General features: G+C 36.0%; 15 protein-coding genes. 7 read left to right on the plus strand and 8 right to left on the minus strand.

Annotated elements, in window-relative coordinates:
* Window positions 1-45 precede the first annotated feature (45 nt).
* From gcvP to IPI15_RS03875, 3 genes are all read left to right on the plus strand, one after another.
* Window positions 46-2,895 (plus strand): aminomethyl-transferring glycine dehydrogenase, encoded by a 2,850-nt coding sequence (gene gcvP / locus IPI15_RS03865; RefSeq protein ID WP_287419248.1) that lies wholly within the window; start codon window positions 46-48, stop codon window positions 2,893-2,895.
* 269 nt (window positions 2,896-3,164) lie between these two features.
* On the plus strand, window positions 3,165-4,406 hold the full coding sequence (gene rocD / locus IPI15_RS03870; protein ID WP_287400841.1) for an ornithine--oxo-acid transaminase: 1,242 nt from the start codon (window positions 3,165-3,167) through the stop codon (window positions 4,404-4,406).
* Between the two features lie 2 nt (window positions 4,407-4,408).
* Complete coding sequence (locus tag IPI15_RS03875; RefSeq protein WP_287400842.1) at window positions 4,409-5,014, plus strand: DUF4126 domain-containing protein; 606 nt, start codon at window positions 4,409-4,411, stop codon at window positions 5,012-5,014.
* Here IPI15_RS03875 and IPI15_RS03880 read toward each other — a convergent pair.
* Entirely contained in the window at window positions 5,011-5,541 is a 531-nt protein-coding gene (locus tag IPI15_RS03880) for an AAA family ATPase (RefSeq protein WP_287419249.1), read from the minus strand. The genes IPI15_RS03875 and IPI15_RS03880 overlap by 4 nt on opposite strands.
* On the minus strand, window positions 5,528-6,097 hold the full coding sequence (gene pnuC, locus IPI15_RS03885; protein WP_287419250.1) for a nicotinamide riboside transporter PnuC: 570 nt from the start codon (window positions 6,095-6,097) through the stop codon (window positions 5,528-5,530). Before pnuC ends, IPI15_RS03880 begins: the two co-directional genes overlap by 14 nt.
* A gap of 154 nt (window positions 6,098-6,251) precedes the next feature.
* On the opposite strand from pnuC, the gene folE reads away from it, so the two are divergent.
* Window positions 6,252-6,827, plus strand: a complete 576-nt coding sequence (folE, locus tag IPI15_RS03890) for a GTP cyclohydrolase I FolE (protein ID WP_287400845.1) — start codon at window positions 6,252-6,254, stop codon at window positions 6,825-6,827.
* Between the two features lie 341 nt (window positions 6,828-7,168).
* On the opposite strand, the gene IPI15_RS03895 is transcribed toward folE, so the two are convergent.
* Entirely contained in the window at window positions 7,169-9,436 is a 2,268-nt protein-coding gene (locus IPI15_RS03895) for an SPOR domain-containing protein (protein WP_287419252.1), read from the minus strand.
* Between the two features lie 52 nt (window positions 9,437-9,488).
* Window positions 9,489-10,061, minus strand: a complete 573-nt coding sequence (locus IPI15_RS03900) for a hypothetical protein (RefSeq protein ID WP_287419254.1) — start codon at window positions 10,059-10,061, stop codon at window positions 9,489-9,491.
* A 147-nt stretch (window positions 10,062-10,208) separates the two neighbouring features.
* On the opposite strand from IPI15_RS03900, the gene tilS reads away from it, so the two are divergent.
* Window positions 10,209-11,552 carry a tRNA lysidine(34) synthetase TilS gene (gene tilS, locus IPI15_RS03905; RefSeq protein WP_287419256.1) on the plus strand — a complete coding sequence of 448 codons (1,344 nt, stop codon included), beginning with the start codon at window positions 10,209-10,211 and terminating at the stop codon, window positions 11,550-11,552.
* An 81-nt stretch (window positions 11,553-11,633) separates the two neighbouring features.
* Complete coding sequence (locus IPI15_RS03910; protein WP_287400849.1) at window positions 11,634-11,954, plus strand: SCP2 sterol-binding domain-containing protein; 321 nt, start codon at window positions 11,634-11,636, stop codon at window positions 11,952-11,954.
* On the opposite strand, the gene IPI15_RS03915 is transcribed toward IPI15_RS03910, so the two are convergent.
* From IPI15_RS03915 to IPI15_RS03930, 4 genes are read right to left on the minus strand one after another with little or no spacing between them, the layout of a single operon-like run.
* Window positions 11,946-12,566 (minus strand): DUF5683 domain-containing protein, encoded by a 621-nt coding sequence (locus tag IPI15_RS03915; RefSeq protein ID WP_287419258.1) that lies wholly within the window; start codon window positions 12,564-12,566, stop codon window positions 11,946-11,948. The genes IPI15_RS03910 and IPI15_RS03915 overlap by 9 nt on opposite strands.
* Before the next feature lie 9 nt (window positions 12,567-12,575).
* On the minus strand, window positions 12,576-13,460 hold the full coding sequence (locus IPI15_RS03920; RefSeq protein ID WP_287400852.1) for a ParB/RepB/Spo0J family partition protein: 885 nt from the start codon (window positions 13,458-13,460) through the stop codon (window positions 12,576-12,578).
* Between the two features lie 33 nt (window positions 13,461-13,493).
* Window positions 13,494-14,285 (minus strand): ParA family protein, encoded by a 792-nt coding sequence (locus IPI15_RS03925; RefSeq protein ID WP_287400854.1) that lies wholly within the window; start codon window positions 14,283-14,285, stop codon window positions 13,494-13,496.
* A 3-nt stretch (window positions 14,286-14,288) separates the two neighbouring features.
* Entirely contained in the window at window positions 14,289-14,975 is a 687-nt protein-coding gene (locus IPI15_RS03930) for a metal-dependent hydrolase (RefSeq protein WP_287419259.1), read from the minus strand.
* A 153-nt stretch (window positions 14,976-15,128) separates the two neighbouring features.
* On the opposite strand from IPI15_RS03930, the gene IPI15_RS03935 reads away from it, so the two are divergent.
* Complete coding sequence (locus IPI15_RS03935; RefSeq protein WP_287419261.1) at window positions 15,129-16,751, plus strand: ABC transporter substrate-binding protein; 1,623 nt, start codon at window positions 15,129-15,131, stop codon at window positions 16,749-16,751.

The raw sequence follows: 16,751 nt of genomic DNA on the forward strand, positions 1-16,751 counted from the left end.
TTTTTGACGATACAATTAATCAATTAATATAACAATATTTTATATATGAATTACAAGGATTCAAATTTTGAAGACAGACATCTAGGCATATCTGAAGAACAGATTCAGGAAATGTGTGATATCATAGGTGTCGGCTCTTTGGAACAGTTAGTTAATGAAACTGTGCCAGATTCTATTCGTCTTCGAGAAGAGTTGGATTTACCTGAGGCTTTATCAGAAGCAGCATATTTAGAGCATGTCAAAACTATAGGTTCAGAGAATCAGATATTCAAAACATACATAGGTCAGGGTTACAATCATACATTGGTGCCATACCCAATATTGAGGAACCTTTTTGAAAATCCGGGTTGGTATACTCAATATACTCCTTATCAAGCTGAAATCGCTCAAGGTCGTCTTGAATCCTTGTTGAATTTTCAGACAATGATCTCTGACCTTACAGGCTTACCTATTGCAAATGGCTCTCTCTTAGATGAAGGCACTGCTGCTGCTGAAGCCATGCACATGTTTTATGCAGCAAAAAATAAAAAGAATGAAGAGTTCAATGCATTTTATGTAGAAAAAGGAGTCTTTCCGCAGACATTAGATGTAGTGAAGACTAGATGTAAGGTGCTAAATATTGATGTAGTTGAATTTGATTGGAAGTCAGATAGCATTGCAGATAATGCTTTTGGTGTATTACTTCAATATCCTAATATCGATGGAAGCATTGAGTCTTATAAGTCATTCGCCGCTGCATTAAAAGAAAAGGATATTTATATAGCAGTAGCAGTTGACCTTATGTCAATGGCCTTACTAACTCCTCCCGGAGAATGGGGAGCTGATGTAGTACTTGGTAATTCACAAAGATTCGGTGTACCGATGGGAATGGGTGGCCCTCATGCTGCATTTTTCTCCACTACTGAGGAGTTCAAACGTGCTATTCCAGGTAGAATAATTGGTGTATCAGTTGATGTCTATGGCAAGCGTGCTTTGAGAATGGCATTGCAAACAAGAGAGCAACATATCAAAAGAGAAAAAGCAACTTCTAATATTTGTACAGCTCAGGCATTATTAGCCAATATGGCTGCAATGTATGCAGTATATCATGGACCGGAAGGTATTAAAAGAATTGCAACAAATATCCATACTTTGGCTTGCACATTGAATGCTGTTCTTATTAAGGATGGATATGATCAAGTCAACAAAGAATTTTTTGATACTTTGTTTGTTAAATGTGGCGGTTCTTCATCACAAGAGATAAGGACCCGTGCGGAAGCCAACAACATCAATTTTGGGTATTCTAAAAATGGAATTCGAATTTCTCTTGATGAATCTACCACTTTTTTGGATTTAGTTGATATTCTGAATTCTTTTGGAATTGAAAGCACAGAAGAAAAGGTTCAGGATCTGGCAGTCTCACTAAATAGCTGTATATCTATGGAAAACTCCAGAACTTCAGATTATTTGACGCATAGTGTCTTCAATAGTCATCATACCGAATCAAAGATCATGAGATACATGAAATCTTTGGAAAACAAAGATTTATCATTGGTTCATAGCATGATTGCATTGGGTTCTTGTACTATGAAACTTAATGCAGCTTCAGAAATGATTCCTGTGTCATGGCCTGAGTTTGCCAATATTCATCCTTTTGCCCCAAGGTCCCAATGGAAGGGCTATGATCGAATGATCAAAGATCTTGGCACTTATTTATGCACAATTACTGGATTTACTGCATGTTCGCTGCAGCCAAATTCTGGAGCTCAAGGAGAGTATGCTGGACTTTTAGCAATTAAACGGTATCATGAAGATAAAGGTGATATACATCGTGATATAGCTCTAATACCTTCGTCTGCCCATGGCACGAATCCTGCGTCTGCAGTGATGGCAGGAATGAAAGTGGTAGTAATAAAAACTGATGAAGAAGGAAATATAGACATAGAAGATCTCAAAAAACTTGCGGTAGAGCATTCAGCTAAACTTGCAGCTTTGATGATCACATATCCATCTACTTTTGGTGTGTTTGAAGTAGCCGTGAAGGAAATTTGTGATACAATACATGCAAATGGAGGTCTTGTTTATATGGATGGTGCTAATATGAATGCACAGGTGGGTTTAACGAATCCGGGAACTATAGGAGCAGATGTTTGCCACCTTAATTTGCACAAGACCTTTGCTATACCTCATGGAGGAGGTGGCCCAGGAATGGGGCCAATATGCTGTAATGATAAGTTAAAGCCATTTTTGCCAGGTCATGTAGTTTTGGATGGGGATTACGCTGTAAACTCAGCGCCATTCGGTTCTGCAAGCATTTTGTTGATATCATATGGGTATATTCGCATGCTAGGGGCTAAGGGTGTTAAAAAAGCAACTGAGATCGCAATTCTGAATGCAAACTATATTAAAGCACGTCTTGAGAAAAGATATGAGATCTTATATTCCGGGGCACAAGGAAGGGCTGCTCATGAGATGATAGTTGATCTACGACCATACAAGCACGTAGTAAGTGCTGAGGATGTTGCTAAAAGGCTAATAGATTATGGCTTTCACGCACCTACTTTATCATTCCCTGTAGCAGGAACTGTCATGATAGAGCCAACTGAAAGCGAGAGTAAGGATGAGTTGGACAGATTTTGCGATGCAATGTTATCTATACTTACAGAGATTGAAGAGATCATAGATGGCAGGGCGGATACTGAGCAAAATGTACTTTCTAATGCTCCGCATTCATTGCCATTACTAACTAATGATACATGGGAAATGCCATATTCCAGAGAAAAAGCAGCTTATCCTCTTGAGTATTTGAAACATGGTCAGAAATTCTGGGTTTCAATAGGAAGGGTTAACAATGCATTTGGTGATAGAAATTTAGTATGTACTTGTCCGCCAATTGAGGATTATATGGAAGCATAGTCTGAAATGGCTAATCGCGAATTATCTAAAAAAAACTTATTACTACATTGAAAGTTAGAATAAATTTTAAGTAAAAATAAATGCCCGAATTGTTTTCGGGCATTTATTTTTTACCATTATTTACCAATTAAGAGTTAAGTTATTTGCATAAATATGCAGGCAATAGTTTTCTTATACATTAACCATTAGTTTCTTAGTTAAATCCTAATTTATTTAAATTATTTCTATTTTGAAGTAATTTGCTACCTTTGACATACAAATAATTCCCTATGATTTCCACTATTGAACAGGATACAGCTTCCTATATTGCACTTGAAGATCAGTATGGTGCACACAATTATCATCCAATCCCGGTAGTCCTAAGCAGAGGTCGAGGTGTTCATGTTTGGGATGTAAATGATATAAAGTATTATGATTTTCTTTCGGCATATTCTGCTGTAAATCAGGGCCATTGCCACCCCCGCATTATCAAAGCTCTTGTTAATCAAGCCTCAAAATTAACTCTTACATCTCGTGCATTCTATAATGACATTCTTGGTAGATACGAAGAATTTATGACCAATTTGTTTGGTTATGACAAACTTCTGCCTATGAATACCGGAGTTGAAGCAGTTGAAACAGCTGTAAAACTTTGTCGCAAATGGGCATATGAAGTAAAGGGAGTTGAGATGGGTATGGCAAAAATTGTAGTGATTGAAGGCAATTTTCATGGTAGAACCATGACAGCTGTGAGTCTTTCATCGGATCCGGATAGTAGGGGAGGATATGCACCATTCCTACCAGGATTTATTGAAGTCCCTTTTAATGATATCGATGCTTTAAAATCAGTTTTTGAGGACCCTAATGTCTCCGGGTTTCTAATTGAACCCATACAGGGCGAAGCTGGAGTGCGGGTTCCGGATGATATTTATATGCAGCAAGCTTTTGAATTGTGCAAAGCAAAAAATATTCTTTTTCTTGCGGATGAAGTTCAGACCGGCATAGCCAGAACTGGTGGAATGTTGGCATGCGATCTACTTAATATTCGACCTGATATTATAATCCTGGGAAAAGCGGTATCTGGAGGTGTATTTCCTGTATCATGCGTGATGGCTGATGATCCTATTATGATGACTATCAAACCCGGCCAACATGGTTCGACCTATGGAGGGAATCCTCTAGCTTGTGCTGTAGCGATGGAGGCGATGCAAGTGGTCCTTGACGAGAATCTTGCAAGTAAAGCTGGGGAAATGGGTAATTTGTTCCGTTCTGAAATTCAAAAGCTTGTAGATTCTAATGATCTTGTAGCTGAAGTTCGGGGAAAAGGCCTTCTTAATGCCATTGTGATCAATGACAGTGAAGACAGCTCAACAGCCTGGGATATTTGTATTAAACTGAGTGAAAACGGATTACTTGCGAAACCAACTCATGGCAATATTATCCGTTTTGCTCCACCTTTGGTGATCACAAAAGACGAAATACTTGACTGCTGTGAGATAATATCCAGAACTATAAACGAATTCTCAAATTAATATTGGAGGCATCTATCTTACATTGGATTATCCCTATTTTATTGGGTATCGGCTTAAGTGCTGCTACAGGAATCCGTATATTCTTGCCTTTTTTCCTGATATCGCTTTCTAAAAACCTCAATTTTATTGATTTTGGTATCCAATTCCAATGGCTTGATGGTAATACAGTCCTTATCATTCTAGGAATTGCTACATTGGTGGAAATATTAGGTTACTATATTCCATTGGTGGATCATATCTTGGATCTTGTGGCTACGCCACTTGCATTTGCTGCAGGGATAATTGGTATGTCATCAGTTATTCCTGATATGCCTGTATATATTGACAATATTCTATCTATAATTATTGGTGGCGGCACTGCGGTAAGCTTTAACAGCATCATGGGTTTTTGGCGGGTAAAAACGACTGCTTCAACGGCAGGTCTTGCGAACCCAATATATTCCACAGTTGAAAATATAATGAGCGCTGTATTTACATTCTTGTCATTTTTGATCCCGGTCTTATTTGGAATACTGATTTTATTATTTGTATTAGGATCTTTTAGATTTATACAAAAATTATTTCAGAAGAAGCGAAAAAGGAATGTTGTGAAGAAGGTATTGAACTAAGCCATTATGCGGCTAATGCAAGCGATCACTTCTTTTTCTCTTGCTTCATGATCATTTCCTTCAATGATATAATATTGGAATTTTAATTTGTTAAGTAATTCAACATATTGGCTGTGTATATTCTTCCTGACCTCAAGGTCAGGATATTCTCTTAATCCATCATTGAGCCATGCAACATCTGGACTCATTACAAAATAGATCCTATCTTTATATTCATTGATTCTATCTATGATCCAGGGTTCAATCTTATTGAATACGATTTTTGCCCAAATGTAGATTACTATAAAGTCAGTGTCAAATATTGTTATTTTGTTATTCTTATTTGATTCTGCCTTCTTTTCTTTTATTAATTGCCCATTAGCAATTTTAATAAAGTCTTCATAATCATACTCATTACCAAATTCTTCAAGATAATCTCTGGCATATTCTGTCGCAAGAGTTGCCTGAAAGTGAACAGCGACATTGTGAGCGCATGTTGATTTTCCTGTTGATTCAACACCTACAATAACAAATTTATAATGTTCCAATTTCTTTATCATTTTTGATCATGGATCTCCAAGTGTAAAAGCCCCAGATAGCCAGCACAAGAAAAACAATATATTGACCAACAGTGAAATATAATTCTTTATAAAAAAAGAGTGGAATTGCTACGATGTTTGAGACTGTCCAAGCATACCAGCTTTCTAGTTTTCTTCTAGCCATCCACCACATTGCTGTTGCTGCTGAAGATGACACAACTGAATCAGCGACTATAGTCGTACTATCTGTGAAATGTGTCAGAATTAAAATTAGTGCTATCAATACTAAAATGAATACTGATAATCCATAAATCCATTCTTTTATATCACACCTACTAATTGGAAAAACGAATGTTTCAGATTTTTTTCTAGTCCAATTCACCCATCCGATGACGCTCATTATAAAATAATATACGTTTAGCCCGGCATCTGCATACAACTTATATTCGTAGCATATGAACACATAAAGAAGCACACTTATGATGCCTGTGGGATAAACTAATATATCATTTTTTCGACTGTACCATACACTAATCACTCCGAATAACGCTGCAATAAACTCCATTTCTGAAACCATAACGCAAAGTAGTCAAATATGAATTTATATTCCTCAAACCTTTTACATTTTTTACCGTTGTATACCCATAAATACTCAAGTCCTTAATTTTTTTGATATAAGAGTTGTTAAATTTATTTAAGCAAAGAATTAATTGATATTAATGAAAGAATCATTTACAAAAGAAGAAAAAATAAGCCATTTAAAGAATCGTTATTCTGATATAATTTCTTTTTCAGGAGAGGACGTTGAAAGGGAAGGCTTAATCAAAACGCCGGAACGTGCTGCTAAAGCAATGGATTTTCTTACCAGCGGATATAACCACAATGCTGCAGATATAATTTTATCCGCAATGTTCAAGGAATCTTATAATGAGATGGTTATCGTTAAGGATATAGAGTTTTATTCAATGTGTGAACATCATTTACTCCCTTTCTATGGTAAAGCACATATAGCATATATTCCCAATGGTTATATAGTTGGTCTCAGCAAATTGCCAAGAGTCATTGATGTATATGCCAGGAGATTTCAAGTACAGGAAAGGTTAACTCAAGAAATACTTGATGTAATTGATCAAACGCTTAACCCACATGGAGTAGCTATAGTAGTTGAAGCATCACATATGTGTATGATGATGAGAGGAGTCCAAAAGCAAAGCAGCAAAACCACAACATCCGCATTTACCGGTGAGTTTAAAAATGTGGAGACAAGGAATGAGTTTTTGCAGTTGTTGAAGTAAGGGTATCAGGATGAAGTATTATAGTTAACCAGTGGATAATATAATAGTTAACCAATGGATAGTATTATAGTTGACTGGTTTGGAGTAGATGGATTTAATCTTCTAATTTGATTAGATACACTGATTAGAGGAAGTATAAAAAAATAAAATTCATACTGTAGGGACAAGTCTCGAAAGTCCCTAAAGTATGAATTTTATTTTCTATATCAGCCTGATCAATGAACTTATAAATTCTTGGACAAAAGATATTCTCTCTTTTTAACTTACATATTAACCCAGAGTATCAAATTTTACAAAGCAAGCTAACGCGCTAATGTGCCAACACGCTAATGCGCTTTTCCTTAATTATCTATCGAATACTCCCCATTCATCAACTTCACTATTTGAGCAGCCGGAAAACCTGACTCCTTTACATTGTCAATAACTTCTTTAGCTTCTTCTTTATTTTCAAAACCGGATAGATAAAAGGTTACAAGATTCCCTGTTAATACTTCTTCAACAAGTCCATACTGTTTTACTTTGGAGCCATTAAACAGTTTTGGATCTCGAAGTGTAGAAAGCCTAATCTTGTATTCTACTTTGGGTTCAGCTACCTTTGTTATTATTGGTTCATTATAAGTATCAATTGTTTTGGGCATTGACTTTGGAGCACTTTTTATTATTTTTTGTTCATCCAAAATAATTTTAGGGACAGATTCTGCTTCACGTTTGTTCACTTCAACAATGAAGCCTTTTCTAAGTTCAGCTGGTAATTTTTCACGCATCGCGATAGCATCTTCACGGGTTTCGTAAAACCCTAGTCGTATCTTATTAAAGTTTCCTTCTTTTACTGAATAAACTTGACCTTTGCCCTGAGTTTTTTCTATGTATGGATTAAGGTTTGTATTATCTGTTGAAACTGCAGCCAATTGGATGGCATATTTTACGCCTTCCATTATTTTATTTTCTTTAGGAGCTTCTATGATGGTAGGTTTGTCGGAAATTACAGATTCTGGTTGATCAGAAGAGGAAATAACTTCAGGTTTAGTTTCTATCGAAGCTTTCTTGTCATTTTCATCCATTATTTTTTGAGCTTGACTGACATTCGTTTCTGGACCCTTTGCATTTTCGATTTTTTTAGTTGCCTCTACTTCTACGAAATCCGATACTGAATTTCCACTTGTTTGAGAATTTGTAGGTTCTGTTTTTTCTACTACTTTTATATCATCAATATTGATGGGTTGAAGGGCTGACTGCTTTTTGCCGTTTGATTGCAATTGAATAGAACCAAGTATAGTTTGAGGCACTTCAGCCAGAGTAGCAAATTTTGTTTCTTTCTGATCGAAGTATAGGCTCTTGGTTCTGATCAAATAGAAAGATAGTGGCTCTAAAGCCGCACTGTAGGCGCCATTTTCATCAGTAAAGACATATTGAAGTTCACCAGTAGCCTGGTCAATAATTGAGAGTTCAACTTCAACTGCAGGACCTCCATTTTCATCTGTTACTTTTCCCTTATAAAATACACCTTCTTCAGATAAGTAAATATCAACGGCCTTTTTTAACCCTACAACTTCATTATAATCTATCATTAAAGTAGTGGCATTATAACCAACTTTTCCGATCTGCACAAAGCAATTCTCACCAATTGACATTGGCAAAATAATACTACCCTTGCTGTTAGCGTACATAGGATTTTTCTTACATCTTGATAGATCAAGTTTTGCTCCACTAATTGCCTTCTTATCATCATTGGATTTAATGTTGATTAATAATAACTTTTTTTCATTTGTGACTTCGAAAACTTTTCCATTTACACCATCTCTATCAGAAAGAAAATATCCCGTTCGAGTATTATTATCAAATGTCATTGAATAGTCATCTGCAGGTGAGTTGATTGGACTTCCTGCATTAATGACCAATCTTCCTTTATCATTGCCCATATCAGCAATAAAAATGTCCATTCTGGCACCTCCATGCCCATTACTTGAAAAGAAGAGAATATTATCTACAAGATTGGGATATACTTCATCATTTTCAGTATTGATTATCGGTCCTAAATTTCTGGGTGTACTCCATTCTTTTCCTCTGTAATCGCATACATATAGATCGAATCCCCCATAACCACCGGGTTTATCTGAACTGAAATATAATTTTGTACCATCATTACTTATAAATGGGGTAGTGCATGAGTAATTGCTGCTGTTCAAGGCAAATTCAAAATATTTTGAAGCAAAACCATTTTTATCCTGATATGCAAACCAAATTTTGTTGTTTTTTAATTTTGCTGGGACATTGGTTTTATTGTCACCATAAGAAATAGCTATTAAACCACCTTGATATGATTTTGCAAACCCTGTTACTATGCTTTTTCTAAGATTAAAACCTGTTATAGGGGTGTTTTTATTACTTCCCAGTGAAGACATGATAACACCTTCATTATCTATTTGTGTATAGATCCATTGATTGTCAAGATGGATGGGACTATATTCCAAGACATCTTTACTCAGTGAAGCTTTTCGCACGCTAAATATCGAATTATCAGTTTGAGCAGTGATATTATTCAATGGAAATAGAATGCATAAAATTAGAAAAAGTGATGCTAAATTATTTGCTTCTTTCTGGCTAGACATATTACGATTATTTTAAATATAAGACAAATGTAAATAAAATTGTTAATATGTATTATTTTATTACAAATTGTATCATGAAAGGATTGTCCTTATAAGACGATGTACCTGACCAAATCATTGTTTTTCCGGTATTTTTTACATTCCATTCACTTACCTTTTCTTTTAAATCCAAAGGAAATATAGTCATGACGGGCACTTGGTCATTCATCCATCCTTTCCATGTTCCTTTTCCTTCTTGTCCTTCCATCGAAAAAGTATAACTTCCATCTTTTTGAAATTTATATATTTCATGTTTGTTTTCTTGTGGTTTGTCATCTCCTGCGCGTACACGACCATTGACTACCCAGGTTTTTTCAAACATAAAAGCGAATTCATTTTCTAATCGCTTTTGTTCCTCTGCTGTTGATCCCTTAAATGCAGCTTGCTCCAATGGCAATGTAGGACGAAAAGCAGGTTCTTCTTCTTGAGCCATAGGGACATCTCCAACTTCTTTGTATTGTCTCTGTTGGATTCTTGAAGTGTCTGACTGTGAGGCAATTGTATCATTCGTAGTCTCTGATTTCTTGCAATCATAAAAAACAGATGCAAGGAAAAGTGTAAGGATTAATAATTTTAATTTAGACATAGCTTGATATTTGATATTTATTTTGCTAAATATTTATGATGACAATATATTATGATAAGGTGGATATAATTAAAGCTGTTTAGGACATTAGCTTTAACTTCGTGCTAATTTACGCCATTGTTTTTAAATATTATATTTAATTGTAACATGAATCCATATATTAAGCATCTTTCACAACTGTTTAACAAAAGTATGCGTTCGCTCGCGGGTGAAGATTACAGAAATAAGTCATATTTGGTAGCATTGAGTGCGGGTAGCGATTCGATGGCTCTGGCTCAATTATCAATAATGAATGGCATGAAAATAGCTATCGCTCATTGTAATTACATGTTAAGAGGGGAGGAAAGCAATGGTGATGAAAATATGGTAATCAATCTCTTTGAAAACCTTAATATACCTGTCTACATTAAGCAGTTTGATACCAAGACTATAGCACATAAGGAGAAACAATCTATACAATTAATTGCCAGGAAGTTGAGATATGATTTTTTTTATGAATTAGCCGAACAACATCAATTTGATTTTATTCTAACAGGCCATCATTTCGATGATAAAATAGAAACTTTCATTATTAACCTAGGAAGGGGAAGTGGGTTAAAGGGGCTGAAAGGTATACCCCCTTGTAATGGTAAGATTATTCGACCACTTCTAAGTTCCTCCAAGGTAGATCTGTTGTCTTTTTGTAAGATTCTTCATATACCATTCCGTGATGATAGTTCTAACTTAGATTCTAAATACAAACGTAATTTTGTAAGAAATGAAGCATTGCCATTAATGGCCTCACAATTTCCGGGTTTTAAGGAAAATGTTGGCGTTACGATGAATATTATAAATGAATATTATAAATATGTTCAAAAAAAGGTGGAAGCACAATTAGAAATCTGCACAAAGCCACATGATTATGGAAGTAAGTTATTGTTGGACTCATTGACCGATAAAGAGCTGACTCCTTTTATTGTGAGAGAATATTTAGAAAAAAGAACGTTCTCTATGTCTGATATCGATGATATGATACATGCTTTGTATATCAATAAAAGTGGAATTAAATTAATTGGCAAGGACGGCTCAATTGCTTACAGTGACAGACAAAAGATAGTCTATCTTAATAAACAATTACCTGACTTTTCTTCAGATGTAGTTCTAAAAGATGGCGTTAAAGATCTTTGGTTTGGTCGTGTTACTATTAGAGTCGTAGAAAAGGAAGTCACTGATCTTGGAGAAAATCAGTATTTGCTTATTGCTTCCAACCTTGAAGAGAGCATTACCATAAGAATCAAACAAAATGGTGATAAAATCAGATCTCTTGGCATGAATGGCTCTTTTCAAAAACTCCAAGATGTCTATACTAATGCGAAATTAGATTATCTTGAAAAGCAATTGCAGCCTGTTTTTGTAAATAATGATGAAATATTTTGGGTGCCGGGATTGAAACGGAGTCAGAGAAATACCAATGTTGATCAAAGTGTTATGTATCTGATAGAAATATCTTAACCCTGATTATTTTGGTTGATTAATCTTTCAATTGAACTTTAAAAGAGTGAAAATTGTTAACGATTTCAAATTAAACTAAGAATGAAGTCAATAAAGGAATTTCTGGATGAGTTACCCCTCAAAGTCGCGCCTGAAGCGTTGGAAGGCGTAAATACGAATCTTCATTTCGATATCTCTGGGGATGCTGGTGGGATCTATACTTTAAAGATAGAAGAAGGCCAGATGTCAGTCTCCGAAGGATTAATCGGAGATGCAAAATCAACAATCAAAGCATCGGATAAGTTATTCAATGAGTTATTGAATAAAGAGACAAATCCTATGATGGCAGTTATGACAGGAAAACTTAAAGTTTCGAATCCAGGTGAGATCATGAAGTACATTAAGTTGCTAGGACTAATGTAGCATTATATTTATCGAAATACCGGCAGAAGGTATATTTGAATAACCTAGATCAATATTTTCAAATTTAGGTTTAATGATCATTCCAATATCTTCACTGATGTCAAACGACTTTAGATGAGCGCTGACAAATGCGTCTAAAACATTAAGCCCATAAATACCTACCATGGCAATGTAGCTAAGCTCCATATTCTTCCGGTAGTCATCTCTATACTGTTTTAAAGAAGCAATATTTGCTCCGGAATACTTATTAGGCAAGCCTTGTACTTCCAATAAATAAGCATCCCTAAATTCTCTATAGTTACGGCTATTTGATTGGGCTGCAAGGAAAAGTGCACCCAATGCCCCATACAATACCGGTATTTTCCAATATTGCTTATTGTAGAATTGCCCTAATCCGGGAAGCATTACGGATCTTAACATAGCTGTGCGGGGAGTTCTAAGGTCTACACCTAAATTACTGGATGCTATTATCGTATCAGAGGTGGATATTTCCTTCGTACCTCTATCTCCTTTAATTAATAGCGAATCACTTATCTGCGCTTTGCCCAAAATGGAAATGCAGACAAGAAATAAAATTATAATATAGGATTTATAAAGAAAAAAAGAATACATGGTCCGCAGTTATTTATCTATAACGTCCAGAATTTGATTTAATTCATCGTTTGAGTTAAATGAAATTTTTACAAAACCCTGACCTTTCTCATTCCTATCGATTTGAACTTTTAAGCCATATTGCATCTTGAGCTTTTCCTTTAAACTTTCAATGATTGGATCCTTTTCAACTTTTGTAGTTGATTTTTGCCCGGTCTTCTTATTGAAATGCTCGCGTATATTATTTTCCAATTGCCTTACAGACCATCGATTACTCACTGCTTGTTTATAGAACGCCAACTGCAGAGCAATATCATCGATGCCTGCAAGGGCTCTTGCATGACCCATGGATATTTGTTTTTCTTTTACAGCATTTTGGATATCTGGTAACAACTTTAAAAGGCGGACATAATTAGCTATTGTGCTTCGATCCTTGCCAATTCTTTCAGAAAGTACATCTTGAGTAAGGTTTGTTTCTTCCATCAATCTTTTATAACTAATAGCGATCTCAATGGCATTAAGATCTTCCCGTTGTATATTCTCCACAAGTGCCATTTCAAACAATTCCTGGTCATTTGCCAAACGAACATAGGCTGGGACTTCTTTAAGCCCTGCTAATTGAGCTGCTTTAAACCTCCTTTCACCAGCAATAATTTGAAATTTATCTCTTCCAATTTTTCTTAGTGTCAGCGGCTGAATAATTCCAAAGCTAGTTATACTCTGAGCGAGCTCTTTAAGTTGCGCATCACTAAACCTTGTTCTAGGTTGGGTTGGATTAGGTTCAATTTCTGAAAGTGCTATGATTGCTATTCCGCCCGAGAGTTCTTTCACGGTATCCAATGTTGGCGTTTCATCCTCCGATTCCATGTTATTTAGTAAGGCTCTGATACCTCTTCCTAATTCTTTCTTTTTCAAATTAATTGTTTTGCTGAGTAGATGAATAATAATTTACTTCAGTGCCAGATCCGGCTTAGTAATGTTCTGATAACTTAAAAATTCGTGGGCAAGGTTGATGAAGTTGATTGTTCCTTTGCTCCCTGCATCATACATGATGACAGGTTGATGTGCAGACGGAGCCTCGCTGATCCTTGAATTTCTATGCACAATAGTGTCGAAAACACGGTCTTTTGAATGTTCCTTAACCTCTTCAATGACCAAATTAGCAAGTCTCAATCGTTTGTCATACATCGTAAGCACAATACCTTCTATGATTAACTCGGGATTTAATTGTTTCTTGACCAGATTGATCGTATTTTTTAATTTTCCTAGTCCTTCAAGCGAAAAGATCTCTGCCTGAACAGGAATAATAACACTGTCAGCTGCAGTCAGCGAATTGACAGTAATAATTCCTAAGGAAGGTAAACAATCTATGAAGATAAAATCGTACTGATCTTTAATTGGCTCTATGAATTCCTTCATTATAAATTCACGCTTAAACTTACTAACCAGTTCAAGTTCAGCACCGACAAGGTTGATATCAGAAGGTAATATTGAGAGATTTGGTGTTGCAGAAACTACTATTGCATCTGCCGCAGGAGTCTCGTTCAAAAAACAATCATATATTGTATGAACGATTTGTTCTTTTTCAATTCCAGTTCCTGAAGTGGTATTCGCCTGGGGATCAGCATCAATGACTAGGACCTTGTATTCCATCAATGCCAGGCATGCACCCAGATTGATAGCTAGCGTAGTTTTTCCTACACCTCCCTTTTGGTTTGCTATTGCAATTACCTTACCCATTGATTACAAGTTAATTATTTGATTGATCTCAGGCAATATTAAAGTTTTACCATGATCTGAGAAATATTGTACAGCTTCCTCTTTGTGGATGGAGATAGGAGGGAAGGTATTAAAATGACAACCAACAACAAGTCCGCACTGAACTAAATCGGCTGCATTAAGTGCATCTTTATAGTCCATCGTAAAAAAACCTCCAACCGGAAATATTGAAATCGTTGGCTTACCAAAAAATGCAGGGATCAACTCCATTTCTTTAGTTAGTGCTGTATCTCCTGAAATATAAATGGTGTCAGGACCACTTTTTATTAGAAATCCTCCTGGATTGCCACCATCACTACCGTCAGGCATAGTACTTGAATGCACAGCTGTGACCAACCTAACATCTCCGAAGCCAAAATCCTTATGACCACCTAAATTCATACCGTGAGTTTGGCATCCTTTGTCTTCAAACCAAGCTGCTACTTCAAAGTTTGCAATTATTGGTGCTCCATTCCTAAGGGATAACTCTTCTGCATCTTCTACATGATCGCTATGACCATGAGTCAACAATACAAAATCAGCCTTTATTTCATCCACTTCTATCAATCCTTCCGTTAAGGCATTTGAACGGATAAAAGGATCTACAACTATATGTTTACCTCCCAATGTGAGGAGGAAGCATGAATGGCCTAAATATTGTATACTGTTCATTTAGTTAAATGGCTTTAAAACATTGATATCACTGTATTCTAAGCAGAAATTACCTTTATTTCGGACTGCAAAGGTAACTATTTTTCGGCAAAATATTTTGGAAGTTTGACATTTGAGGTTAGATTTCCAAATTGGAATTTGTATTATTGCTGTATGAACAAGATTATTGTGCTTTGTATTATTATTTGTGGTATTTCTGCATGCTCAAAGGACAATTCTTCTATTGGCAAGTGTGTCTTCAGATACAACCAACCCAATTCAATTACTTCACTTGACCCTGCTTTTGCTCGCAATCAATCTAATATATGGGCTATCGACCATATCTACAATACGTTGGTTCAATTAGATGATAGCCTTCATCTGCAACCATGCCTGGCAAAGTCCTGGACCATTGATGATGAAGGCAAGAAATATCAGTTTATTCTGAATACTAGAATTTATTTCCAGGATGATCCATGTTTTGAGGGCGGAAAAGGCAGGAGCATCAATGCATCAGATGTGGTCTATAGTTTGAACCGTATCATTGATGAAAAGGTGGCTAGCCCAGGCAGTTGGATATTCAGCGACAGAATAGATTCTATACAGCCCTTTGTAGCAATAAATGATAGTGCAGTTGAGATCAGATTAAAGACTCCCTTCATGCCTTTTCTGCAACTGATGTCAATGCAGTATTGCTCTATTGTTCCCCATGAAGCCGTTGAGAAATATGGGAAACTATTCAGAGAACATCCTGTCGGCACAGGACCTTTTCAATTAAAAAAATGGGTTGAAGGTCAAACGATGATCCTTGATAAGAATCCAAACTACTTTGAGAAACTGGACGGCCAACAGTTGCCTTTTGTGGACATCGTTAGGATTAGCTTCATTGGAGACAAGAAAACCGCTTTTCTGCAATTACTTGAGGGCAATCTTGACTTTATGAGTGGCTTTGATCCTTCTATGGCTAATGAGTTGCTGACGAGAAATGGCGAATTGAGAGAAAGATATGCAGACAAGATACTTTGTTACAAATCCCCTTACCTCAATACTGAGTATCTGGGTGTCAATCTTGAATTCAATGATCCGAAAAGTCCTTTACTGAACAAGTATTTCAGGCAGGCTTTAAACTATGGATTCGACAGGAAAGGATTATTGGCCACTATAAAGAGGGGAATAGGCAGCCCTGCTACTTCTTCATTTCCACCATATGGCTTGCCATCCTTTGATGATGAAAAAGTACAGGGCTATTACTACGATATTAACAAAGCCAAGGATTTGTTGGTCAAGTCCGGTTTTTATAAGTTGAAAGTGGAAGATAGACCTGTATTAAATCTTTTTACAGCAAAGGACTATTCTGACCACTGTCTATATATTACTAAGCAATGGGAACAACTGGGCATCAAATGTAATATAGAACTGGCAGAATCTGCAACAGTTCGTGAAATGATGCGCAATGGTCAAGCTTTATTTTTCCGCGGAAGCTGGCTGGCAGATTATCCTGATGCTGAAAATTATTTGACTGTGTTTTATGGGGGTAATCCTGCGCCACCAAATTATACACATTTTAAAAATGCTGATTATGATCAACTTTATAAAAAATCTTTAGTTTGTATAGACGAAAAAGAGCGATATTCTTTATATCATCAAATGGAAAAGATATTATTGGAAGAAAGTCCGGTGATTTTAATGTATTATGATGCCATCAGTAATTTTACTTCAAAAAACATTAAAGATTATAGGCCAAATGCTTTGAATCTCTTAAAGGTAAAATACATTAAGAAAAGCTGTCAGAATTAA

The organism is Candidatus Brachybacter algidus (genome assembly GCF_016707225.1).
Classification (GTDB): Bacteria; Bacteroidota; Bacteroidia; order Chitinophagales; family Saprospiraceae; genus Parvibacillus; species Parvibacillus algidus.